We start from the raw sequence: 23,809 nt of genomic DNA, 5'->3' as shown, positions 1-23,809 counted from the left end.
CGTGCGAGTGGTCCGGAACGAGACGACAGCGAAGCTCGTCGAGGTGGCGACGTTCGCGGAGCTGCTCGGCGCGCTCGACCAGCTGCGTGCCGAGTACGCCCCGGCGCGGCTCGTCTGCACCCTCGACGACGTGAACCAGTGCCTGTACACGAGTGCGCACGCCTCGGAGGACGAGCGCATCGCGTACTACGGGGACGAGAACCCCGAGGCCGAGGTGGCCCACGTTGCCTCCGCGCTGGAGAATCCCGAGCACGGGGTCGAGTGGCAAACGCTTCCCGGCCAACGGATCGGTGGCGGAGCCGACGTGGCGGCCCTCGTCACGGTCAACAGCACCCCGGACCGCTGGCTGGACGACGTGGTCCTGGTTCGGCGTGCGTCGGTGGCCAGGGACGACCTGGTGATAGCGGCGGTCCCGAACGGCTACTTCACGTCCGACTGGGACACGTTCCAGAACCATGCGGTCATCCGGCGGATGGCGGCGCACGGCTACCGGCACTTCGGCGTCGGGGCGTCACTGCTCGGCTTCGACCGGCAGGAGGGCCTGTCCGAGTCCGGTGCCCGGGCTGTGGTGGCCGACCTCGTCCACCTCTACGGGGCACCCGACTCGGCGAGCTGGGTCGAGCTGGCCACCGTCCTCACGGGAGCACGTCTGCTGCTGCTCGGCTACACCGAGAACCTGCCCGACCTGGTCGAGGACTAGCGCTTCGCGCGCCGGGCGGCCAGCACGGCCGCGAACTCCGGTCCCGCCATCGCCTGTTCCTCCAGGGCCAGGCCGTAGCCGAGTGCGTGGCTCGCGGCCTGCTTCAGGTGCACGTTGAGCACGGACTTGGTGCTCTGCAACGCGAAGGGCGGCAGGTCAGCCCACCGTGTCGCCAGTGCGTGCGCCGCGGCGAGCGGGTCGTCCACCACCTGGTGTGCGAGGCCGACCGAGACCGCCTGCTCGGCGCTCAGCACCTCTCCGTTGAGCACCAGGTACTTCGCGCGGCTCAACCCGACCAGGACCGGCCACAGCGCGGCACTTCCGTTGCCTGCGGTCACACCACCGAGCACGTGCCGGTCACCGAGCCTGACCGACGGGGCGAGGAACGCCACGTCCGCGAGGGTCGCGAGGATCGCGCCGAGCCCGAGTGCGTCGCCGCCGACCGCCGCGATCACCGGTTTGTCCAGGTCCAGCAACGTCTCCACGATGAGCCGTGCCTCCTGGATGGGGGTGAGGCCGGTGAGCGTGGTGAACGTCCGGCTCGGGCTGCTGTCGCCGCCGACGCAGAACGACTCGCCCGCACCGGTCAGGACCACCGTCCGGATCCGGTCGTCGCGGCGCACGTCGGCGAAGACGGACGTCAGCTCCGAGTGCATGGCGTCGTCGACGGCGTTGCCGTGCTCCGGCCGGTTCAGGGTGAGCGTCGCGACGCCACCGTCCACTTCGGTCCTAATACGTGTGTAGTCAGGAAGTGCCACCATGACGCCCGATGGTATGCAATCCGCGGGCCATGCGACAGTGGACGGCCGTCACTCGTCCTGACCCAGGTTCTCGAGGATCTGGTCCCGCCCCTGCATGATGTGCTCGTGCATGAGCTGACCGGCACGCATCGGCTCGCCCTTGGCGATGGTGTCCCGGATGAGCTGGTGGAACAGGTTCGACCGCTCCAGCTCACGGTTCGTGAACTCCCGCAACGCCTCGAAGACCAGTGGTGCGTCCACCGCACTGCTGAGCAGGTGGCCGAGCCGGGAGTGCCTGCTGGCGGCGATGATCGCCGCGTGCACGCGGCGGTTCGCCTCGCCGATCAGCCGGGTGCGGGCCACGTGGTCGAGGTCGCGGCGCTTGATCGCGCGGCCGAAGTCCCTGATGCCCTCGTCGATCGCGGCGATGTCCTCCGGTGTCGCACGGGACGCGGCCAGCTCGCTCGCGTAGGACTCCAGCCGGGCACGCAGCTCGTAGAGGTCGAGCACGTCGTGGCGGCCGAGCGCACGCACGACCGCACCACGGTTCCGTTCCGTGACAACGAGTCCGTCGGCGGCGAGCATACGCACCGCCTCGCGGACGGGCGTGCGGGACAGGTTCAGCTCGGCCGCGATACGGGCCTCGATCAGCCGTTCTCCCGGCCGCAGCCTGCCTTCCACGATCCACGTCCGGACTGAGGCGTAGGCGAGCATCGGCCCCGCCATGGCCTCGTCCGGCATCGGACCACCGCCGTAAGCGGCAGCGAAACCCTCGTCGCCGTGCGGCTTCCCACCCATCCGCCCACCCCTCTCCACCTCGAATCCCACGTGGACGTAAAGGTTACGCGACCGGCGACACAGGTGACGCCGGGGAATCGCGAACGCCTACCGCAGTAGCGTTTGGCATACAATTTAGTCTCGCTGAACCATAAAAATGGGAAAAGCACTTGTTTCGAGCAAGAGATTGTGTGCAATATGTGCGCACCGTCTAGTCGGAAGGTGGACGCGGCGTTGGGACCCCTCCGTGGTATCAGAGTTCTCGAACTGGGTAGCTTCATAGCCGGCCCGTTCGCCGGGCAGCTGCTCGCCGACTACGGCGCAGAGGTCATCAAGATCGAGCCACCCCACACCGGCGATCCCATGCGCCGCTGGGGAATCACGCACGACGGCGAGTCACTGTGGTGGCCGGCGATCGCACGCAACAAGAAGTCCGTGACCGTGGACCTGCGTGGTGAGCGCGGTCAGGCACTCGTGCGCGACCTCGTCGCCAACTGCGACGTGGTGCTGGAGAACTTCCGGCCGGGCACGATGTCCCGCTGGGGACTCGGTTACGAACAGCTCCGCGCGGCCAACCCCGGTGTGGTCGTCGTACACGTCTCCGGATTCGGCCAGAGTGGACCGAACGCCGGCCACGCGGGCTTCGGCAGCGTCGCGGAGGCCGTCGGCGGCATCCGGTACACGACCGGCTCACCGGACGACGCCCCCGCACGCTCGGGCATCAGCCTCGGCGACTCGCTCGCCGCGTTGTTCGCGGTCATCGGCACCCTCGCCGCACTCGCGGAGCGTTCGCGTTCCGGCGAGGGCCAGGAGGTGGACGTCGCCATCTACGAGGCGGTGTTCGCACTGATGGAGTCGATGCTCGCCGACTTCCACGTCGGCGGCGTGCTCCGCACCAGGAGCGGATCGGTACTCCCCGGCGTCGCACCGTCCAACGTGTACCCGACGGCCGACGACGCGGAGGTGGTCATCGCGGCCAACGCCGACTCCGTGTTCTCCCGCCTGACCGAGGCGATGGGCAGGTCGGAGCTGGCGAGCGACCCGCGCTACGCAACACACCACGCCCGCGGCGCCGCGATGACCGAACTGGACGACCTGATCTCGTCGTGGACCTCGACACGCAAGAGCGACGACCTCGTCGAGCTGCTGCGCGACCACGGCGTCCCGGTGGGACTGATCAACACCGCCGCCTCGATCCTGACCGACACGCAGTTCGCCGCCCGGGACATGATCCTGTGGCGGCGCAGCAACACCGGCACGGAGGTGCCCATGAACGGCGTCGTGCCGAAGTTCTCCCGCACCCCCGGCGAGATCGACCGCGTGGGCCCGGAACTGGGCGCGGACACCGACGACGTGCTGACCGAGCTGGCCGGCGTGAACAGCGACACGTTGGCCCAGTTACACGCGGACGGTGTCATATGACCGATCTGCTTACCCTGGAAGACGTCACCGTCCGCTTCGGCGGGGTGACGGCCCTCGACGCTGTCTCCTTCGTCGTTCGGGAGGGGCAGGTCTGTGCCCTCATCGGCCCGAACGGCGCGGGTAAGACCACCGCCTTCAACGCGATCAGCCGTCTGGTGAAGCCCGCGTCCGGCCGGATCACCTTCGCCGGCGAGTACCTCGGCCACCGTGACCCCGCCGCGCTGAGCGGTCTCGGCGTCGCCCGCACGTTCCAGAACCTCGCGTTGTGGCCGGGCATGACCGTGCTGGAGAACGTGATGGTCGGCAGGCACCACCGCGGCCGGGTCGGGTTCGCGTCCTCGGTCCTCGGCTGGCCAGCACGCAGGGAGGACCGCGAACTGCAAGCACGCGCCTACGCGATGCTGGACTACTTCGAGATAGCCGACGTCGCGCACCGCGAGTGCAAGGGCCTCCCGTTCGGCACGCTCAAGCGGGTCGAGCTGGCCCGCGCACTCGTCGCGGAACCACGCCTGCTGCTGCTCGACGAGCCTGCCAGCGGCCTGACCCACGGCGACGTCCGCGAACTCGGCGACGTGCTGCTCCGCCTGCGCGACGAGCAGGACATGACGCTGCTGCTCGTGGAACACCACATGCAGTTCGTCATGGGCATCTCGGACTACGTGGTGGCGCTGGACTTCGGCCGCAACCTCGTCTCCGGCACCCCGGCCGAGCTGCGGGACTCCCCCGAGCTGGTCGAGGCCTACCTGGGGACGGCGGTATGAGCGGAGCCTGCGGAGCGTCCCGGTGCCACGGAGCGGGCGAGGGGGCGGTATGACCACGTTACTGGAACTCGAGGACGTCCACGCCTTCTACGGAGACGTCGAGTGCCTGCACGGCATCGACCTCACGGTCGACGACGGCGAGGTGGTCGTCGTGCTCGGCGCGAACGGCGCGGGCAAGACGACACTGTTGCGGTCGATCTGCCGACTAGTCCGCACTGACGGCTCGATCTCCTTCGACGGCAAGGAGATCGGCAACCGCAACACCTACGACGTCATCCGGCGCGGTGTCTCGATGGTGCCGCAGGGCAGAGGCACGCTCGTCGACCTGTCCGTGGACGACAACATCCGGGCAGGCGGTTATGTCCGGCGGGACAAGGGTGTCGAGGACGACGTCAGATACTGGTACGAGGTCTTCCCCCGGCTCGGGCAGCGCCGGTCGACCTCGGCAGGCAGCCTGTCCGGCGGCGAACAGCAGATGCTCGCCATCGCACGGGCCCTGATGAGCCGCCCGAAGCTCCTGCTGCTCGACGAACCCTCACTCGGCCTCGCGCCGATCGTGGTGCGGCAGCTGTTCGACGTGCTGGCGAAGATCTGCGCCGAACGCGAGGTCGCGATGGTCGTCGTCGAGCAGAACGCCGCGCTCGCACTGGGTATGGCCCAGCGCGGCTACGTCCTCGAGGCGGGCACCGTCGCCGTCACCGGGGCCGCAGACCGGCTCCGCGACGACGAGACGGTGCGCCGCGCCTACCTCGGTTACTGACGAAGGTTACTGACGAACCCGAAGGAGGGTGCCAGTGGCGATCACGACCACCGGCCTGCCGGAGTCCCCGGCCGGCCGGCAACCCCGGGGCGGTGACGTGCTCGCCGCACGGCGCCGCCGGTCCGCCACGCGCGGCATCGGTGTCGTCGTCGCGTTGCTGGCGGCGTTCTCCGTCTATGCCATCGCCGACGGCGGCATCACGCTCTACCTCCAGCGGGTCATCGACGGCGCCATGAACGGCGTGCTCTACGGCATGGTCGCGCTCGCGCTGGTGCTGGTGTTCAAGGCGACGGGCGTCATCAACTTCGCGCAGGGCGCGATGGCGATGGTGGGCACGTTCCTCGCGTTCACCTCGGTGGACAAGTGGGGAGTCCCGCTGGTCATCGCGATCGTCATCGGCATGGTCGTCTCGGCGGGTGCGGCGGCGGGCATCGAACGCACGCTGATCCGCCCGTTCGACCCGGGCAACCACCTCGCCATCACGATCGTGACGCTCGCGCTGTACCTGGCCTTCAACGCGCTCGCCGCGTTGATCTGGGGCTTCGACCCACGCGGGTTCCCGACACTGTTCCCGCACGACGCCGACGACTACCTCTCGATCGCGGGAGCCCGGCTGTACTACACGAACCTGGGCACCGCACTGCTCGTGATCGTGCTGGTGATCGTCCTGCACCTGGTGCTGTCCCGCTCCCGGCTCGGCCTCGCGTTCCGCTGCGTGGCAACGAGCGTCGAGTCGTCGAAGCTCCTCGGCATCCACATCGGACGGACGGTCCAGGGCAGCTGGGCCATCGCGGCGGCGGTCGGCACGCTCGCAGGCTGCCTCGCCGCACCGACCACCTACCTCGACCCCACGTTCATGGACAAGATCCTGATCTACGCGTTCGCCGCCGCCACCCTCGGCGGGCTCGACAGCATCGCGGGCGCACTCGTCGGCGGTGTCGTCGTCGGCCTCTCGATCGCGTTGCTCACCGGCTACATCCCCGCGTTGGGCGGCCAGTTCGGCCTCGGCTGCGCGTTCTTCGTGATCGTCGCGGTCCTCCAGTTCAAGCCCTCCGGCCTGCTCGGCCGCCGATCACAGGATCGTGTGTGATGGCCAGGTTCACCATCCAGGAAGGCAGCACCGCGCACCGGAACCTGCGGTGGGGCACGGCACTGCTCGCCGCCGCCGTGTTGGTCGTGCTGCCGCTCGTGATCCCGTCCATCGCGCAGATCGAGACGATCACCCAGATCGTCTGCTACAGCGTGGCGATCCTCGGGCTCGGGCTGCTCACCGGACACTGTGGACAGATCTCGCTCGGGCACAGCGCGTTCGTCGGCCTCGGCGGCTACACCACGATCATCCTGGTCGCCGACCACGGCTGGCCCTACCTCGCCACGATCCCGGTCAGCGTGGTGGTCTGCCTGCTGGCCGGGGCGCTCGTCGGCATCCCGGCGCTGCGCATCCGCGGGCTCTACCTCGCGACGGTCACCCTCGCCGTCGCGGCGCTGTTCCCCGTGCTCGTCAACAAGTTCCCCAGCTTCACGGGAGGTCCCAACGGCAAGTTCGCACCGGATGAGATGACCGCGCCGGACTGGTTCTTCGTCGACCCGTACACGGCGACCGGCCCGGCGACCGACCACTACTACGCGATCCTCGCGGTGGCCGCGCTGTGCTTCCTGGTGGCGGGCAACATCATCCGCAGCAGGATCGGCCGCGCGATGCACGCCGTGCGCGACGCACCGCTGTCGGCGGCGGCGTCGGGCATCGGGGTCGCGCGGGTGAAGATCTTCGCGTTCGCGGTCAGCGCCGCGTTCGCCGGGGTCGCGGGCTCACTGCTCGTCATCCAGGTCCCCTCCGTGTCCGACACGCGGTTCGACCTGTACCTGTCCATCTTCCTGCTCGTCGCGCTGATCGCCGGGGGCAGCGCGTCGATCCTCGGTGCGATCCCGGGCGCCATCGTGTTCGTGGTCCTGCGCACCTACATCGCCGACTGGGCAGAGTCGCTCAACCTGCTCAGCGGCAGGCCGGACGGCGGTCAGATCGTCGGCATCGCGTCCGGCGCCCTGCTCATCGCCTTCGTGTTCCTCCTGCCCGGCGGGGTGGTCGACGGGCTCGGGCGGTTACGCCGCCGCGTGCTCGAGATCGTCCCCCGGCCCCCACGCGACTGGACGCGGTACCGCCTCACCGCGCGCGCCCGGTCCGACCAACCGGCTTTGAGAGAGAGCTGAACCCATGATCCGTTCCTCCTGGCAACGGCGCCTCGTGACAGTGGTCATCGCGGCCGCCACGGCGGTATCACTCGCCTCCTGCTCGCACGAGGCGAGCAAGCAGGCCGCGAACGACAAGAAGTGTGGCGCCGCCACGTCGAAACCCAAGGACTCCGGCAGCACCCCGGACGACGGCACGATCCCGACCCCCAACCCGGACGCCAAGAACTGGGGCCAGTCCGACGGCTGCACCTACACCGGCCCGGGCGACTTCACGCTCGACCTGTCCAAGTGCCCGTCCACCTGGGACAACAACGCGGGCATCACCGCGGACGCGATCAAGCTGTTCACCAGCATGCCGCACTCCGGCGCACTCGCCGCCTACGGCGCGATCAGCGACGGCATCAAGACCTACCTCGACTACGTCAACGACCACGGCGGCGTCCAGGGCCGCAAGGTCAGCATCGACGTCAAGGACGACCAGTACCAGCCAGACCAGACGCGCAAGAACGTCGAGGAAGCGGCGCAGTCGAACGAGTACGCGTCGAGCTTCGCGGTGCTCGGCTCGCCGAACAACCTCAACCTGATGGACTACACGAACAAGAACTGCGTCGGGCAGTTCATGGTCGCCGCGTCGGACAACCAGTTCGGCGACCCGCAGAAGTACCCGTGGACGACCGGGTTCGGCCTCGACTACTACAACGAGAGCGGCATCTGGGCGACCTGGATCAAGGAGAAGTTCCCGCAGGGCGCCAAGATCGCGACCATCTCCATCGGCAACGCACTCGGCCAGTCCTACATCAACGGCTTCAAGCGGGCCGTGAAGCAGAACGACGGCCTCTCGATCGTCGACGAGCAGACCAACGACGTGTCCGCGCCCAACGTGGACAACGAGGTCACCAGCGCGGCGGCGTCCAACGCCGACGTGGTCGTGATCGCCGAGGCGGGCACGTTCTGCACGCAGGCCATCGGCGCGATCGAGAAGAGCTCGTGGAAGCCGACGGTCGTCGTGGCGCAGCCGTGCGCGCAGATCCAGACCACCTTCGCGCCGCTGGGCAAGCAGGGCCTGACCGGCAACGGCACCAACGTGGTCCGCTACTACTACGCGCCGACCGACCCGGACAACACGAACAAGGACTTCGCGAAGCTGTACACCGACACCGTGACCGCCGCGGGGCTCGACGCGAAGAACGCCCAGTTCGCGAACGGCTGGTTCTGGGCCTGGTACATCGTGCAGGCACTGCAGGACGCCTCGGTGATGAAGGGCGGCCTGACCCGGGCCAACATCAACATCGCGTCGCACTCGTACAAGTCCACCTATCCGCTCATGGTGAAGGGTGTCGAGGGCAGCGTGTCCGGTGTGCAGGACGCCTACCCGTTCGAGGCGGGCGGCATGTACACCTACTCGGGCGCGACACCCGCCGCGACCGGCCACTTCGAACAGTCCGGTCCGCTGATCGACAACGGCGGCAAGCTCGGCAACTGGCAGAAGGCCCAGAAGAGCTGATGGAGCCGGCACACGCCGGCGCACGCGAGCTGGCACGGGCCGTGGCGACACGGTCCGTGTCCAGCCGCGAGCTGGTCGGCGGCTACCTCGACCGGATCACCCGTTCCGAGCTGAACGCCGTCGTCACGCTGGACGCCGAGCGGGCACTGGCCACGGCGGCGGCGCTCGACGACGAGACGGCCCGGGGCGAGCGGCGCGGGCCGCTGCACGGGGTGCCGGTGACGGTGAAGGACGCGATAGCGACCGAGGGCCTGCGTACCACGGGCGGCTCGCCGTCGCTGGCGTCCCACGTGCCCGACTCGGACGCGCCGGCCGTGGCGGCGTTGCGGGCGGCGGGTGCCGTCGTGGTCGGCAAGACGAACCTGCCGGAGTGGTGTGGCGACATCCAGACCTACAACGAGGTGTTCGGCACGACCCGCAACCCGTGGGACCTCGACCGCACCCCGGGCGGCTCGTCGGGTGGCAGCGCCGCGGCCGTGGCCGCCGGGCTGACCGGGTTCGACCTGGCGTCGGACATCGCCGGGTCGATCCGCATCCCGGCGCACTTCTGCGGGGTGTACGGGCTCAAGCCGTCGGTCGGGCTGGTGGCGGGCGAGGGCTACGTCGACCACGTCGGCGCGGGCGCCCTCCCGCCGGACGGCAACGTGCTCGGCCCGATCTGCCGCACGGCCGACGACCTGGCGCTGGTGCTCGACGTGCTGGCGTCGGCTCCCGCACCCACGGTCGGGTCGTTGCGGGAGTGCCGCGTCGCGACGTGGCTGGACGACCCGTCGTGCCGGGTCGGCAGTGAGTCGGCGGCGGTGCTCGGGCGGGCGGTGTCCGCACTGGCCGGCGCGGGCGCGCGGGTGTCCGCCCCGACCCCGCCGAGCGGGTTCGACGAGCTGTTCGAGCTGCACCTGGACATGGTGCTCGCGGCGGTGGCGTACAACCTGCCCGAGGACGGGGTGCCGCCCGCGACGGCCACCCACCGCGGCTGGCTCGCGCGGGCGGAGGACCGGGCAGTGGCCAGACAGGTGTGGGCGCGCTGGTTCGAGGGGTACGACGTGCTGCTGTGCCCCGTGACGGCCATGCCCGCGTTCCCGCACGACCAGGACGGCGACATCGGCACCCGCACGTTGTCCGTCGACGGCGAGGACCGTCCGCACATGACGACCGTCGGCTGGTGCGGCCTGTTCAGCGTGCTCGGCCTGCCGACGGTGGTCATGCCGGTCGGCTTCACGGCCGCCGGGCTGCCCGTGGGGGTCCAGGTCGTGGCGTCGCGTCTGCACGACCACACGGCGGTGGCGTTCGCACGGCTGGCCGCCGAGGTGCTCGGCGGCCACACGGCACCGCCGTGTGGGTAGCGACGTGCGACCATTCGGGCTGATACCGTCATCGGTGATGCGACTGTCCGTTGTGGTGATAGACGTGCGCCTCCTCTGGCCGCTGCCATGAGGACCGGCGCCGCTGCGGGGCACACGGGTTACTTCCACGAGGCCGCCTACTACGGCTCCGACGACGAACTGCTCGGCATCGTGATCCCGTTCCTGCGTGGCGGCGTGGCCGCGGGCGAGCCGACGGTCGTGTCGCTGACCGAGCCGAACGCGGAGCTGGTGCGCGACGCGCTCCCGTCCGACTGCGCCGACGGGGTGACGTTCCTGGCCGGTGGCGACATGTACGCCCGACCGGCCTCCGCCATCCGCTCCTACCGCTCGCTGATGGCCGACTTCGTCGCCGGGGGCGCCGGGCAGATCCGCATCATCGGCGAGCTGCCGCCGACCGAGCTGGGCGCGACCTGGGACTGGTGGGCCAGGTACGAGTCGGCCATCAACCAGGCGTACGACGAGTTCCCGCTGTGGAGCATGTGCGCGTACTCCACGACGTCGACGCCGGCCGCGGTGCTCGCGGACGTGGCGAGGACCCACCCGCACACGGCGGCCGTCGGTGACCGGCACCTGCGCAGCGCCGACTACACGGACCCGGAGCGGTTCCTGTCCGTGCACGCATCGGCCACACCCGACCCCCTCCAGCTGACCCCACCGGCGGTCACCCTGCAGAACCCGGCGCCCGCCGAGGCCAGAAGAGCCGTCAGTCACCTGAACGAGGCGGCGCCCGGTGGCGTGCTCCCGGCGGAGCGGCTCGACGACCTGCGCCTCGCGCTGACCGAGGTCGTCGCGAACGGCCTGACGCACGGGCTACCGCCCGTGACCGTCCGCTGCTGGTCGGGGCCCGACCGGTTGGTGGTGACGGTGACCGACCGGGGACAGGGCCCGAAGGACCCGTTCGCCGGCCTGCAGGCCGCGGACCACGCCCCGGCGGGTGGTTTCGGCCTGTGGCTGACCCACCAGCTGTGTGACCACGTCGCACTGAGCGACACCGAGGAGGGCTTCACCCTCCGCATGATCGTCGGCAACGCGCACCACCGCGTCACCGACTAGCCATCCCCTCCCCCACCGTCCCCTGAGGTACGTCTCACTTCAAGTAGTTACGGTAGATTAATTATTGTACCGTTAGTAATTGTGGACGAGATCAGCACACCGGCCGACGACCCCGACGAGGTCGCCGCGGCGCTCAGGTTGACCATGGGGCGCATCGTCCGGAAGCTGCGCCAGGGCAAGAGCGCCGTCGGCGACGTGACGCTGTCCGAGGCGTCCGTGCTGGCCAGGCTGGAGCGCTACGGGCCGGACTCGCCCACCTCGCTGGCCGCGCTCGAAGGGGTGCGGCCGCAGGCCATGGCCACCACGCTCGGCTCGCTCGAGGAGCGTGGGCTCGTCAGCCGCACCCCCGACCCGGCGGACGGACGCCGGGCCGTGATGGCGGTCACGTCGGCGGGGCAGAAGGTCGTGGCCGACCGGCGGAACGTCTCCGTGCGACGGTTGGCGGCCTCCCTCGAACGGGACTTCACCGCCGCCGAGCGCGTCGAGCTCGCCGCCGTCCTGCCCCTTCTCGACCGGCTCGCGGAGCGCATGTGACAGCCACCCAACACACCACAGCACCCGAGGACAGCCGCTACAAGTGGGTCGCGCTCTCGAACACGACGATGGGCGTGCTGATCGCCTCCATCGACGGCTCGATCGTGATCATCTCGCTGCCCGCGATCTTCCGGGGCATCGGCCTCGATCCGCTGGCCCCGGGCAACATCGGCTACCTGCTCTGGATGATCCTCGGCTACATCCTGGTCTCCGCGGTGCTCGTGGTCGCCCTCGGGCGGCTCGGCGACATGTTCGGCCGCGTCCGGATGTACAACATGGGGTTCGCGATCTTCGCCGCCGCGTCGGTCCTGCTGTCGGTCGACCCGTTCACCGGCGGTTCCGGCGCGCTGTGGCTGATCGGCTTCCGGATCGTCCAGGCCGTCGGCGGGTCCATGCTGACCGCGAACTCCGCGGCGATCCTCACCGACGCGTTCCCGTCCCGCCAGCGCGGCATGGCACTGGGCGTCAACCAGATCACCGCCCTCGCCGGCCAGTTCCTCGGGCTCCTCGCAGGCGGGCTCCTCGCCACCATCGACTGGCGGGCCGTCTTCTGGGTCAGTGTCCCGATCGGCGTCCTCGGCACCATCTGGTCCTACCGGAGCCTGCGTGAGACGGGGGTCCGCAGGCCGGGGCGCATCGACTGGGTCGGCAACCTCACCTTCACCGCGGGCTCCGGTGTACTGCTCGCCGCCATCACGTACGGGATCCAGCCCTACGGCGGCCACTCGACCGGGTGGACCAACCCGATCGTGCTCGGCGGCCTGGGTGCCGGCGTCCTGCTGCTGATCACGTTCTGTGTCGTGGAGACCAGGATCGCCGAGCCGATGTTCCGGCTCGGCCTGTTCCGGATCCGCGCGTTCGCCGCGGGCAACCTGGCGGCGCTGCTCGTCTCGATCGCACGCGGCGGCATGCAGTTCATGCTGATCATCTGGCTGCAGGGCATCTGGCTGCCGCTGCGTGGCTACGCCTACGAGGACACGCCGCTGTGGGCGGGCATCTTCATGCTGCCGCTCACCATCGGGTTCCTCCTCGGCGGCCCGACCTCCGGCTACCTGTCCGACCGGTTCGGCGCGCGGCTGTTCGCCACGACCGGGCTGCTCCTCGTGGCGGCCTCGTTCGTCGGGCTGCTCATGCTGCCCGTGAACTTCTCCTACCCGGTGTTCGCGGCCCTGCTGCTGGTCAGCGGGCTCGGCCAGGGCATGTTCTCCGCGCCGAACACCTCGGCGATCATGGGCAGCGTGCCGCCCGAACAACGCGGGGTCGCGTCCGGCATGCGCTCGACGTTCCAGAACTCGGGCACGGCGCTGTCGATCGGCGTGTTCTTCTCGCTGATGATCACCGGCCTGGCGACCTCGCTGCCGACCGCGCTCGAGAGCGGGCTGCGTGCACAGGGCGTGTCCGCGGCGGCGGCCGGGCAGGTGGCGGACCTGCCGCCGGTGAGCACGTTGTTCGCGACGTTCCTCGGCGAGAACCCGATCGGCAGGCTGCTCGGGCCGAGCGGCGTCCTGGACAGCCTGCCCGCGCACAACGCCCAGACCCTCACCGGGAGCACGTTCTTCCCCGAGCTGGTCTCCAGCCCGTTCCACAACGGCCTCATCACCGTCTTCACCCTGGCCGCGGCCATGGCGGTCGTCGGGGCGATCGCCTCGGTGCTGCGTGGCCGCCACCAACGATCCGAACCGACGAAGGGAAACGCATGACCAAGCAGGCGCTGCTCGTGATGGACGTCCAGAAGGCCATCGTGGACCGTTTCACGGGCGACGACGGGTACCTGCCGCGGCTGCGGGGCGCCATCGACGCCGCCACAGGCGCGGGCGTCCCGGTGATCTACGTGGTCATCGGCTTCCGGCCCGGCTTCCCGGAGATCAGCACCCGCAACAAGATCTTCAACGCGACCCGGAGCGCCGGCGGGTTCTCCGGCGACGCCATGGAGGTCCCGGCGGACGTGGCGCCCCGGCCCGGGGACATCGTGGTCACCAAGAAGCGGGTCAGCGCGTTCGCCGGCAGTGACCTGGAGATGGTCCTGCGCGCGGGCGAGATCGACAGCCTCGTGCTGACGGGCATCGCGACGAGCGGGGTGGTCCTGTCGACGCTGCGCCAGGCCGCCGACCTGGACTTCGCACTGACCGTCCTGTCCGACGGCTGCCTGGACGGCGACCCCGAGGTACACCGCGTCCTGACCGAGAAGGTCTTCCCGCACCAGGCGGACGTCGTCACCGTCGACGAGTGGGTCAAGTCGGTCAGCTGACCACCACGGCCCAATGCACTGAAGGACGCCTTCGTAACGCTGGGCGTACTGAAGGCGTCCTTCGTAACACTGGGCGTACTGAAGGACGCCTTCGATGCATTGGGGGCGAGGGGTCACGACCGCCCGGCGGCCCGCGTGGCGCTCGGCCTCGCTCTAGCCTTGCCCTCGGGCGCGAGGAGGTTCGATGGGGCGAGTCATGATCATCGGTGGCGGAGTCGCCGGTTGCGCGGCGGCACTGGCCATGGACAAAGCCGGGCACGACGTGGCGGTGTACGAGGCGCACCCCGACAGCGGGGCGGACATCGGCGCGTTCCTGACCCTGGCGGGCAACGGGATGTTCGCGCTGACGCAGCTGGGGGCCGCCGAACCGGTGGCGGACCTCGCGTTCCCGCTGACGAGCCTGCGGCTGACGGCGGCGACCGGTGAGGAGGTGGCGACGGCGCCGCTGAACCCCGGGGCCGACCGGCTGACGCGGTACCAGTGCCTTCGCCGTGCCGACCTCGGCCGGGCACTGCGGTCGACCGTGGCGGCGCGCGGCATCCCGGTCCACCACGGCGCCCGCCTCGCGGCCGTCGACGAGGCGCCGGGCCGGGTCACGGCCCGGTTCGGCGACGGTCGCACGGCGGAGGCGGACCTGCTCGTCGGCGCCGACGGGCTGGGCTCGACGGTGCGACCGCTGCTCGATCCGGCCGTGGTGGCGCCGAGGTACGTCGGGCAGCGCGTGTTCTACGGCTACACCACCAAGGCCGCTCCACCGACCGCGCCTGCGAGGATCGACATGATCCGCGGCAGCACCGCCGCGTTCGGCTACGCGGTCTCCCCCGACGGCGAGACGTACTGGTTCGCCAGGGTCACCGACGAGCGGCTCACCGAGGACGAGATCGCCCACGGCACCCCGACCGGGTGGCGTGACCAGCTCGTCCCGCTGCTGCGCCGAGACACCACGGCCGCCGCGGACATCGTCGCGGCCACCGACCAGCTGATGGTGACCAACGCCCACGACCTGCCGGACGTGCCCCGCTGGCACACCGACCGCGTCCTGATCATCGGCGACGCCGCGCACGCCGCGTCACCCGCCACGGGCCAGGGCGCGTCGATGGCGCTGGAAGACGCGGTCGTGCTCGCCAAGTCCTTCCGCGACACCGGGTCGACGACCGAGGCACTGACCACGTACGAACGCCTCCGCCGCCCCAGGGTGGCGGCCAACATCGCCGCGAGCGCACAGCTGTCCACCGGCCCCAGCCGCCCGGGCTCACCACCCGTCGACGAGGACGAGCTGCACAGGCAGCTGGACTGGGCAACCCCTCTCTAACCCACCGGCCATCACCTCCTCGGACCCCACTGTCGCCAACTATACACTCAATGTATAGTCACCGTCATGAAGGGCTGGATGGGGGACCTCGCACTCGGGGTCCGGCTGGCGGTAGGCGGCGGTCGGACCTCGCTCGTGCGCTTCGCGCTGGGCGCGGTCGGCATCGCGATCGCGACGTTCGTGCTGCTCGTGGCGGCGTCGGTGAACCGGATGACGGCCGAGGCCGACGCGCGACAGGCGGCCGACCTCGCGAACACCGAGGAGATCGCCGGCGTCGACCCGGTGTACTACACGAGGGGTCAGACCAACTTCCGCGACGAGCCGATCGACATCGCCTACGTCCACGCGACGGGCGAGCACCCTCCCGTGCCGGCAGGCCTGCGGGACCTGCCGCGCCCCGGCGAGATGCTGGTGTCCCCGGCGCTGGCCGAGTTGCTCGACGGACCGGAGGGCGCACTGCTCCGGCCGCGCTTCCCGGACCGGGTCACCGGCGTCCTGGGCCAGGACCTGGTGCCCACGCCCGACGACCTCACGACGTGGGTCGGCGCCGACGCCACGCTCGCCGAGGACACCGACGCACTGAAGGTCTACCGGTTCGGCGGGTCGACCGACCCGAGATCGCTCGACCCGGGTCTCATGGCGCTGGCACTGCTCGGTGGGGTCGCGGTGCTGCTACCGGTGTTCGTGTTCGTCAGCGCGGTAAGCCGGATCGCGGGTGCCGAACGGGATCGGCGGCTGTCGGCATTGCGGCTGGTCGGGTCCGGCGCGCACCAGGTACGACGAATCGCGGCGGCGGAGTCGCTGGTGGGGACCGCGGCAGGGCTCGTGTTGGGCACCGCCCTGTTCGCCGTAGCCCGCCTCTTCGCCGAACACGTCGAGTTGTTCGGGATACGTTCCTACCCCAGCGACGTGGTGCCCGACCCGCTTGCGGCGGCGGTGATCGCGCTGGCCGTCCCGGCAGTGTCGGTGCTGACCGCGCTGGTCGCGTTACGCGGCACCATCATCGAGCCACTCGGCGTGGTCCGACAGGCCAGACCGGTGCGCCGCCGCCTGTGGTGGCGGCTGGCGATCGTCGCGGCGGGGATCGCGCTGCTGGCGACCAGGGCAGGTGCCGACAGGAACTCGTTCGTATGGGCGTGGGCAGTGGCGTCGGGCGCGACGCTGCTACTGGTCGGCGTGCCAGTGCTGTTGCCGTGGCTGGTCGAACGGGTGGCAGGCCGAATCGAGGGCGGACCGCCGTCGTGGCAGTTGGCGGTCCGCAGGCTGCGGCTCGACAGCGGTACGTCCGCGAGGGTGGTCAGCGGCGTCACGGTCATCCTGGCGGGCGCGATCGCCGTCCAGACGGTACTGATGACCGTGCAGGGCAACACCGACCCCGCCGCCGCACGGGCCGCGGAGGCGAACCCACACCTGGAGGTGAGCACCAACGCGGCAGACGCGGACAACGTACTGTCCGAACTGTCCACAGTGGACGCGGTAAAGGCCGCTCACAAGGTGCGCAACGTATCCGCGTACGCGGTCGACGACACGGCCTACTACGACCTCCAGGTACTGGACTGCCCGGCGATGCGTGCGGTCATCGGAGTCCACCACTGCACAGACGGCGAGGTCTACCAGTCAGGCGAACAAGACACGACACCCATGACACCCGGCGAGACGGTCGAGTTCCGCGATTACCCGACAGGCTCGAGCAACTACACGGTAACGAGCACGTGGACAACGCCAACCGAGCTGAACACCATCGACACACCACTCCCCGACGGCCTGGTGCGGGGCTCGATCATCGTGACCCCGGGAGCGCTGGCGAACACAACGCTCCCGGACACCACAGTGACGATCTACGCGAACCTGGACGGGACAGGCACGGCCGACGACACCGAGCGCGTTCGCAACGCACTGGCGGGTTTTCGCTGGCGCACACAGGTGTGGGCGTACGAGTTCGACCCGGTGCCACCACACGAGGAGGAGATGTTCCAGTCCATCCGCGCAGCCATGTACGCGGGCGCGGTGTTCACCCTCCTGCTGGCCGGGGTGAGCCTGCTGGTGCTGGCACTGGAACACATCCGCGAACGCCGACGACAACTGGCCATCCTCGTGGCGACGGGCGTACAGCGGGGCGTACTGGTGAGGTCGCTGCTGTGGCAGATCACCCTGCCGATCGCACTGGGCGTGGTCATCGCCGTAGCCACGGGCGTAAGCCTGGCATGGCTGATCATGCGCCTGACCAACCAGCCGGTCGACATCGACTGGCCCGGCATAGCCCTACTCTCCGGAGGCGCCACGGCGTTGTCCCTACTGATAACCACGATGACCCTCCCCTTCTTACGCGGCGCAACCCGACTCACGTCCCTACGCACAGAATGACGCACGTGGTCGAGGCAGGGACTCCCCCACCAGAGGTGGACAAGAAACCTCACCACCGATCTGAGGTTGAAACGGCCGGTGTCGACCTCTGGTCGAACACCGTCAGCGCCACGACCACGCCAGCCTAGGCCGGTCGACAACCCCTGCCGATCGTCACGCGCAGACAAACCAGAACACCTCATGCCGCGAAGACCCGACCCAAGTTCACTGAGTCGTTTCATCCTGGTTCGGATGCGTTGGCAGGCTGGGCTTCTTGTTGATCACAGGTTGATGATCGTCGGCGTGCCGGCGCCGGACGTGGTGAAGCCCCTGGTAGCAGCGCTTTCGACCAAGATCGTTCTGCCGAGTATCCAGGGGCTTCAGGTGTTGTTCTACCGTGCCGCGCTGCCGTCGTCACATCAGACCCTCACCTTCGTGTCCGGCCTGCTCCATGCCCATCGTCGAGAGATTGGGTCGGTGTGGCGGGCGCTCAACCCCGGGCAGCAGGCTCTGCTGGTGCTGGTCTACCTGCGCAAAGGTAAGCCGTTCGCGCAGGTCGGGGCCGGGATCGGGGTGTCGACCACGACGTGCCGGCGGTATGTGAACGAAACCGTCGAACTGCTCGCGAGGCGAGCGCCGAAGCTGCGGGACGCGCCACGCGAGGCGAAGCGTGACGACACCGCCGCGGCACGGACCTGGAACATCCTCGCGACACTCGAGGAAGCTGGCCCGATCGCGTTGGGCGACAAGGACTACCACGGCTACGACACGACCCGGGAACGAGTGATCACCCCGTACAAGGGGAAGAACAAACCCGAGTCGCAGAAGGACGCCAACCGGACCCCCGCCCGGCTCCGCGGTCCGGGTGAACGCGCTAACGCCCAACTGAAGTACTGGCGCATCCTGCACCAAGTCCGCATCAGCCCGCGCCGCATCGACAGACTCGCCAAAGCCATCCACGTACTACACAACTACGAAACCACCACAGGACAAAAAGGTTCACTCCGCGCGAATGCCATCAGAATCACCGGTCAGATCTGGTCGGCAACCTGGACAATCACCTCACGCACACGAACAAAACCCCGCGCGCAGCGAAGTCGACCCGACCGGCGTTCGCCCCGACAGCCGAACACCATCAGCACTACAACCGACACCACCAACCAACTCTGGCCAGCAGGCCCCACGCACACGACCCGAACTCCGCGTGCTGCGACGTTGAGACGGCCACTGTTGACCTCGCCCTGGCCGAACACCACCGCTAACCAGATTCTGTTCGTGGCCTCGGCAATCGAGGCATGTGGCGGCCAGAACGTCACCCCGGCTAGGTTAAAACGGCCGGTCTCGCCCCGACACCAGCTCCAGACGAAACGACACCACCGCGAGCCAGGTCCGGTCGGTGATCCCACCGAATCGCCTCGAAGCCGAACCCAGAACACTTCTAGCGGCCAACTCGAACCGGCGGTGACGCCGTGCCGACGGTCGCCGCAGACACTGCGAATGACGCCATCGCGGGCTAAGTTTGGTTCGGGGCCTCGGCGATCGTCGCGCGTAGGCGGGTCAGGACGCTGCGGGCGGCCAGGTTGAAGCGGCCGGTGTTGGCCTCTGTCTGGCCGAACACGATCAGTACCATGGCCGGCTCCAGTGGGAAGACCGCCACGTGACCAGACGTGCCCTCGATCATGCAGGCCGCGGCCTCCCCCACGACCGCCTGTGCGGCGATCTGGCCCGAGATGCCTGCCGCGACCGCCGCCATGACCGCCAGCATGTCGACCTGGTGTCCGTGCGTCTCGGCCTGGAACCCGTTCACCTCGGCGGCCAGGACCATGCCATCGACGCCCGCCACCAGCATGCCGCCGAGGATGTCGTCGTCCTCGCCGTGCACCGCGCGCAGGGCCTCGGCCACCGCCTCCTTGGGCGGCGGGCCACGATGACCGGCCGGGAGGGCAGGTCGCATCATGTCCTTCATCCGCCCGTTTCTCGGCATGTCGGCGACTTCCGCGGTCATACCGTCAGGTCACCCTCGATGCGCCTGAGGTGGTGACGTGCGAGCGCCAGGTTGGCGCGGCCTCGGTCGAGCACCAGGTACAGGAACAGGGTCGGGCCACCACCCCTGCCGGTCTCGCCGATCAGCCGGATCAGGTGGTACTGCCTGCCGAGCGTGATCAGGATGTCCTCGATGGTGTCGTCGAGCGCCAGCGCGGACATCACCCGCATCTTCGACCGCACGACCTCGGTGTTCCCGGCCGCCGCCACCTCCAGGTCGAGCCAGTCGCCGCCACCGAGCGTGCCGAGCGACATGCCGCTCTCGAAGTCCACCAGCGCGGCGCCTGCCGCACCGTCGATGCTCATTGCCTCCTTGAGCGCCGTCTCCACATTCATGCTGTTCGTTCTCCTGGCCATCGGGGGAAACTCCCTGTATCAGCGCAGCATTCAGCTGTGCATAATTCGACACGCGGTTCGCCGGTATTCACGGCAATTGGTCCGACCCGGCTGCCAGGTAGAGACCTTAGCCCTCTTCAACCTCGGAGTAAATGCAGGTTCAGCGTGACTTGCAAGTGACGTTGGGTAGTTGTCCCCGCCTGGCCACAACACGGCTCAGCACGAAAATTCCCGATATCTCACGACGATCATCATCCAGGAGGGCGTATTGCGGAAAGCCCCGTGGAATCGATGATCAACAGCGATGAATCCGGTCCTATGAGGAGAGTCCCACCACACTCGGATGATGCGGCGGCCGTGAGGCCGCCTTTGTCTGGTGGCCTCACCAGCTCTCAACCACCGCCGTCGGGGCCGTGCCGGCGGTACGTTCACTCTCTACGGGACGCCCACCACAGCCATCTTGACGTTGCGGCGGTCCCGGAAATGTCGGGCGCAGGAACCACCAGCCGGCAAACGGAGGCCATGCGGCGACTCTGCGACGCGATCCCCACGAGAGGCGGTCCGATGCCGGCTGACCCGGTCACCCTCGCCGGCATCGGCGACGAGGCGGCACCCGACCTGCGTGGCCAGCTGGCCGCCCTCGACGCGGCGAGTCTCAGCGCGATCGAGCTGCGGACCGTGGACGGCGTTCCGCTGTCCGAAGTGGACGACGCCACCTTCGCTCTCGTCGCGCGCTCGATCAGCCAGGCCGACAAGGACGTCGTGTGTGTCGACTCGCGGATCGGGGGGCGGGCCGGCCGGTCACCACGCCGTTCGAGGACGATCTCGAGGAGCTGGACGTGCTGACCCGCCGGTGCCGCATGCTCGACTGCCCCTACATCAGCGTCATGTCCTACCCCAACGCCGGACTGTCCGAACAGGACTGGCGCAGACGGGTCATCGAACGCCTCCGGGTGCTGGCCGACCGGGCGGAGCGGGCCGGTGTCACGCTCCTCCACGAGAACTCGGCGGGCTGGGCCGGCGGCAACGCGGACCGGACACTGGAGCTTCTCGCCGCGGTGGACAGTCCCGCGTTCGGGGTGCTGTTCGACATCGGCAACGGCGTGGCGCACGGCTACTGCCCGTTCGACACGCTGATGACCCTCGTCGACCGTGTCGCGCACGTACACGTCAAGGACGCGGTCGAGGGACCCCGGTACACACTGCCGGGTGAAGGAAGTGCACGCGTGCGTGACTGCCTGCGACTGCTGTTGGACAACGGTTACCGCGGGTCGTTCTCGCTCGAGCCGCGTCTCGGCGTCGTTCCGCACGGGGTCGGGCGGCACACGCCCGACGCGGCCGCACGGTTCGCCGACACCGGGATCGCGCTGCACCGCCTCATGCACGAGACGCTCGCGCTCTGGTGTCGGTGACCGCGAGCGGCGGGTGCGCGTCCGCAGAGGAACGCGCCCAGGGCAGGCGCCCCGGGCGCGCCGGCCCTGAGGGTCAGCAGAAGTCGCCGAGCAGCGGTATGTCGAGCTTTCCCGCGTGGAAGTCACGCACGGCGACGACCAGCTCGTCGCTGCTCAAGCGCCCGTTGCCGGACTTGTCCAGCCTGCGGAACGTCTCCACCGCCTGCGCGTCGGGCACGCCGACGGCCCACAGCCAGCGGCCGAACTCGGCGGGGCTGACCTCGCCGTCACCGTCGGTGTCGCAGATGTTCACGATCGCGCTGATCGTGGGGCGGAGCACGCGGTTGAAGCCCGCGTCACCGTGGCTGAACACCTGCTCCTCGATGTAGTCGATGAACTGGTCCTCGGTGATCTCCGCCGAGCCGACGGCGCGTGCCATCCGGTCGAACAACTCGAAATAGGCCTCCATGAGCGACCGTCCCCTGGGTGAGGAGGGCGGCTCGCCGAAGGCCTGGAGAATGCGTAGCGCCTCGGCTTCGTAGTCGGACCGTTCGATGACCCCGTTGCCGTTCACGTCCCATTTCTGGAAACGCTGTCGAAGCCGGTCGTTCTGGACCGCGGTCGTCATGTCGGACTTTCTCCTTCTGGTTCATGATTGAGGGTCAACAGTCAATTGCCACCGGATGTTCTTCGGCTTACCCAGTCGCACCGTGGGGTTCGTGGTCACAACCGGTGCACACGTTCACCGAAACACTCCCCGCGCGTGTCGAACAGCAGCCTTGCCGACCGCGCGAGGTGTCCCAGGTCGTATTCGCGGTGGTCCTGCAACAGGATGGTCAGGTCGGCCGCCGCCACCGACGGCCACAGCTCGGCCACCCGCGCGACGCCGGGCAGGGTCACCGGGTACGGGTCGTGGTAGCGGACCTCGGCGCCGAGCCGGCTCAGCCCCTCGGCCACACCGGCGGCGGGCGAGTCCCTCGTGTCGGAGACGTTCGGCTTGTACGTCGCCCCGAGCAACAGGACCCGTGCGCCCCGCACGGGTACGCCGTAGTGACTGAGCAGTGCCGCGGCGCGGTCCACCACGTAGACCGGCATGCCCGCGTTCACCGCGTGTGCCGCGTCGAGCAGGCCGAACGAGAAGCCCTCCGCCTCCGCCTTGCTCGCGAGGTAGCGGGCGTCGACCGGGATGCTGTGGCCACCGACGCCGGGCCCCGGCACGAAGGGCGCGATGCCGAACGGCTTGGTGCCCGCGCAGTACAGCACGTCCCACACGTCGATGCCGAGCCGGTCGCAGAACATCGCCACCTCGTTGACGAGCGCGATGTTCACGTACCGGTAGGAGTTCTCCAGCACCTTGGCCAACTCGGCCTCGCGGGTGCCGCGTGCGACCACCAGCGAGTCGACGAACTGGCCGTAGAACGCGGCGCACTGCTTGGCGCACAGCGGGGTGTGCCCGGAGATGATCTTCGGCGTGTTCTTGACGCCGAACCGCCGGTTGCCGGGGTCGACCCGCTCGGCCGAGTACGCCAGGTGGAACTCGTCCCCCGCCGTCCATCCCGTGGCCCGTTCCAGGATGGGCCGCACCACCTCGTCGGTGGTGCCCGGGTACGTCGTGGACTCCAGCACGACGAGCGCGTTCGGCCGCAGGTTGGCCGCGACGGTCGCGGTCGCCGCACGCACGGCGCCCAGGTCGGGCGTGCCACTGGCGTCCAGCCCGGTCGGCACGCAGATCACCACGACGTCGGCCTCGTTGAGGATCCTGGGGTCGATGGTGGGGTGGAAGCCGTTGGACAGCATCAGCTTCACGTCGAGGTCGGACACCTCCGCGACGTGCGAACGGCCTTCGGCGAGCCCGTCGACCACGGTGTCCCTGACGTCCAGCCCGGCCACCGTGAGGCCCGCCGTGTCGGCCTGCCTGGCGAGCGGGAGGCCGACGTGCCCGACCCCGACCACGACGACGTCGAAACGCGTGGCCGGGCTCAACCCGAGAAGCTTCCCGCGCACTCGTCCGCCACGAGCGCGCTGATTGTCCAACGCATGCCAACCTCCCTGCTTTCGCGGTATTTTGGTGACCCGCAAATTACCAGCGCGTGCGCGTGCACGCGCTCGGGAAACCCACATCACCTGACGGAGAAGGCCGATGGGTGAATTCCGTACCCCCGTCGTGGGATTTGCGTCGGTTGGCCAATACTGCGTGTCGCACATCGACCTATTGCGACGTCAGGTCGGGTGATCAAAGAAGAGAGCGACTGCGTCGCGTGACCGGGTGTCGACGCGGCCGAGTGGAGGTCGGCGGGGTTACGTCGGATAATTCGTGCCCGCGTGCCGAAC

Annotated in this window: 22 protein-coding genes and 1 pseudogene; 17 read left to right on the top strand and 6 right to left on the bottom strand. The window is 69.2% G+C overall.

Annotated features, from left to right (window positions below; translation table 11 throughout):
• Position 1: 1 nt before the first annotated feature.
• Entirely contained in the window at positions 2–700 is a 699-nt protein-coding gene (locus CLV71_RS01915; protein WP_133900782.1) for a hypothetical protein, read from the top strand.
• On the opposite strand, the gene CLV71_RS01910 is transcribed toward CLV71_RS01915, so the two are convergent.
• Positions 697–1,461, bottom strand: a complete 765-nt coding sequence (locus CLV71_RS01910; protein ID WP_133900781.1) for an enoyl-CoA hydratase/isomerase family protein — start codon at positions 1,459–1,461, stop codon at positions 697–699. The two genes, CLV71_RS01915 and CLV71_RS01910, sit on opposite strands and share 4 nt — an antisense overlap.
• A 48-nt stretch (positions 1,462–1,509) precedes the next feature.
• The gene (locus tag CLV71_RS01905; protein ID WP_133900780.1) at positions 1,510–2,238 is read right to left on the bottom strand and encodes a GntR family transcriptional regulator; all 729 of its coding nucleotides are present in this window, start codon (positions 2,236–2,238) and stop codon (positions 1,510–1,512) included.
• Positions 2,239–2,451: 213 nt separating this feature from the next.
• On the opposite strand from CLV71_RS01905, the gene CLV71_RS01900 reads away from it, so the two are divergent.
• The 14 genes and pseudogenes from CLV71_RS01900 to CLV71_RS01835 form a co-directional block, all read left to right on the top strand.
• Positions 2,452–3,639 (top strand): CaiB/BaiF CoA transferase family protein, encoded by a 1,188-nt coding sequence (locus CLV71_RS01900; protein ID WP_243866175.1) that lies wholly within the window; start codon positions 2,452–2,454, stop codon positions 3,637–3,639.
• Positions 3,636–4,400, top strand: coding sequence for an ABC transporter ATP-binding protein (locus tag CLV71_RS01895; protein WP_133900778.1), 765 nt, complete (start codon positions 3,636–3,638; stop codon positions 4,398–4,400). The genes CLV71_RS01900 and CLV71_RS01895 overlap by 4 nt, the downstream gene beginning before the upstream one ends.
• A gap of 49 nt (positions 4,401–4,449) precedes the next feature.
• The gene (locus CLV71_RS01890; protein ID WP_133900777.1) at positions 4,450–5,160 is read left to right on the top strand and encodes an ABC transporter ATP-binding protein; all 711 of its coding nucleotides are present in this window, start codon (positions 4,450–4,452) and stop codon (positions 5,158–5,160) included.
• A gap of 34 nt (positions 5,161–5,194) precedes the next feature.
• Positions 5,195–6,250: a branched-chain amino acid ABC transporter permease gene (locus tag CLV71_RS01885; protein WP_133900776.1), complete on the top strand. Its 1,056-nt coding sequence runs from the start codon at positions 5,195–5,197 to the stop codon at positions 6,248–6,250.
• Positions 6,250–7,368, top strand: coding sequence for a branched-chain amino acid ABC transporter permease (locus tag CLV71_RS01880; protein ID WP_133900775.1), 1,119 nt, complete (start codon positions 6,250–6,252; stop codon positions 7,366–7,368). The genes CLV71_RS01885 and CLV71_RS01880 overlap by 1 nt, the downstream gene beginning before the upstream one ends.
• Before the next feature lie 4 nt (positions 7,369–7,372).
• On the top strand, positions 7,373–8,854 hold the full coding sequence (locus CLV71_RS01875; RefSeq protein ID WP_133900774.1) for an ABC transporter substrate-binding protein: 1,482 nt from the start codon (positions 7,373–7,375) through the stop codon (positions 8,852–8,854).
• Complete coding sequence (locus CLV71_RS01870) at positions 8,854–10,197, top strand: amidase family protein (protein ID WP_133900773.1); 1,344 nt, start codon at positions 8,854–8,856, stop codon at positions 10,195–10,197. Before CLV71_RS01875 ends, CLV71_RS01870 begins: the two co-directional genes overlap by 1 nt.
• Before the next feature lie 87 nt (positions 10,198–10,284).
• Positions 10,285–11,271 (top strand): sensor histidine kinase, encoded by a 987-nt coding sequence (locus CLV71_RS01865; RefSeq protein ID WP_133900772.1) that lies wholly within the window; start codon positions 10,285–10,287, stop codon positions 11,269–11,271.
• 81 nt (positions 11,272–11,352) lie between these two features.
• Positions 11,353–11,805: a MarR family winged helix-turn-helix transcriptional regulator gene (locus CLV71_RS01860; protein ID WP_243866173.1), complete on the top strand. Its 453-nt coding sequence runs from the start codon at positions 11,353–11,355 to the stop codon at positions 11,803–11,805.
• A gap of 68 nt (positions 11,806–11,873) precedes the next feature.
• Positions 11,874–13,505, top strand: coding sequence for an MFS transporter (locus CLV71_RS01855; protein WP_133901208.1), 1,632 nt, complete (start codon positions 11,874–11,876; stop codon positions 13,503–13,505).
• Positions 13,502–14,053, top strand: a complete 552-nt coding sequence (locus tag CLV71_RS01850) for a cysteine hydrolase family protein (protein WP_133900771.1) — start codon at positions 13,502–13,504, stop codon at positions 14,051–14,053. Before CLV71_RS01855 ends, CLV71_RS01850 begins: the two co-directional genes overlap by 4 nt.
• A 184-nt stretch (positions 14,054–14,237) precedes the next feature.
• Positions 14,238–15,365 (top strand): FAD-dependent oxidoreductase, encoded by a 1,128-nt coding sequence (locus CLV71_RS01845; RefSeq protein ID WP_133900770.1) that lies wholly within the window; start codon positions 14,238–14,240, stop codon positions 15,363–15,365.
• A 66-nt stretch (positions 15,366–15,431) separates the two neighbouring features.
• On the top strand, positions 15,432–17,729 hold the full coding sequence (locus CLV71_RS01840) for an FtsX-like permease family protein (RefSeq protein ID WP_133900769.1): 2,298 nt from the start codon (positions 15,432–15,434) through the stop codon (positions 17,727–17,729).
• Positions 17,730–18,092: 363 nt separating this feature from the next.
• A pseudogene (locus CLV71_RS01835) lies at positions 18,093–18,698 on the top strand (transposase); the annotation flags it as partial.
• A 523-nt stretch (positions 18,699–19,221) separates the two neighbouring features.
• Here the strand turns inward: CLV71_RS01835 and CLV71_RS01830 are convergent.
• Both CLV71_RS01830 and CLV71_RS01825 read right to left on the bottom strand, forming a co-directional pair.
• Complete coding sequence (locus CLV71_RS01830) at positions 19,222–19,713, bottom strand: hypothetical protein (protein ID WP_133900768.1); 492 nt, start codon at positions 19,711–19,713, stop codon at positions 19,222–19,224.
• Positions 19,710–20,087, bottom strand: coding sequence for a hypothetical protein (locus tag CLV71_RS01825; RefSeq protein ID WP_133901206.1), 378 nt, complete (start codon positions 20,085–20,087; stop codon positions 19,710–19,712). Before CLV71_RS01825 ends, CLV71_RS01830 begins: the two co-directional genes overlap by 4 nt.
• A 564-nt stretch (positions 20,088–20,651) precedes the next feature.
• Here CLV71_RS01825 and CLV71_RS49135 point away from each other — a divergent pair.
• Both CLV71_RS49135 and CLV71_RS01820 read left to right on the top strand, forming a co-directional pair.
• Positions 20,652–20,933 carry a hypothetical protein gene (locus CLV71_RS49135; RefSeq protein ID WP_243866171.1) on the top strand — a complete coding sequence of 94 codons (282 nt, stop codon included), beginning with the start codon at positions 20,652–20,654 and terminating at the stop codon, positions 20,931–20,933.
• Positions 20,927–21,499, top strand: coding sequence for a sugar phosphate isomerase/epimerase family protein (locus CLV71_RS01820; protein ID WP_243866170.1), 573 nt, complete (start codon positions 20,927–20,929; stop codon positions 21,497–21,499). The genes CLV71_RS49135 and CLV71_RS01820 overlap by 7 nt, the downstream gene beginning before the upstream one ends.
• A gap of 73 nt (positions 21,500–21,572) precedes the next feature.
• Here CLV71_RS01820 and CLV71_RS01815 read toward each other — a convergent pair whose 3' ends face one another.
• Together CLV71_RS01815 and CLV71_RS01810 are read right to left on the bottom strand one after the other, a co-directional pair.
• The gene (locus CLV71_RS01815) at positions 21,573–22,106 is read right to left on the bottom strand and encodes an EF-hand domain-containing protein (RefSeq protein WP_133900767.1); all 534 of its coding nucleotides are present in this window, start codon (positions 22,104–22,106) and stop codon (positions 21,573–21,575) included.
• Positions 22,107–22,201: 95 nt separating this feature from the next.
• Positions 22,202–23,482: a nucleotide sugar dehydrogenase gene (locus tag CLV71_RS01810; RefSeq protein WP_243866168.1), complete on the bottom strand. Its 1,281-nt coding sequence runs from the start codon at positions 23,480–23,482 to the stop codon at positions 22,202–22,204.
• Positions 23,483–23,809 lie beyond the last annotated feature (327 nt).

The organism is Actinophytocola oryzae (genome assembly GCF_004364325.1).
Classification (GTDB): Bacteria; Actinomycetota; Actinomycetes; order Mycobacteriales; family Pseudonocardiaceae; genus Actinophytocola; species Actinophytocola oryzae.
This window is presented reverse-complemented; position numbering and strand designations above follow the sequence as displayed.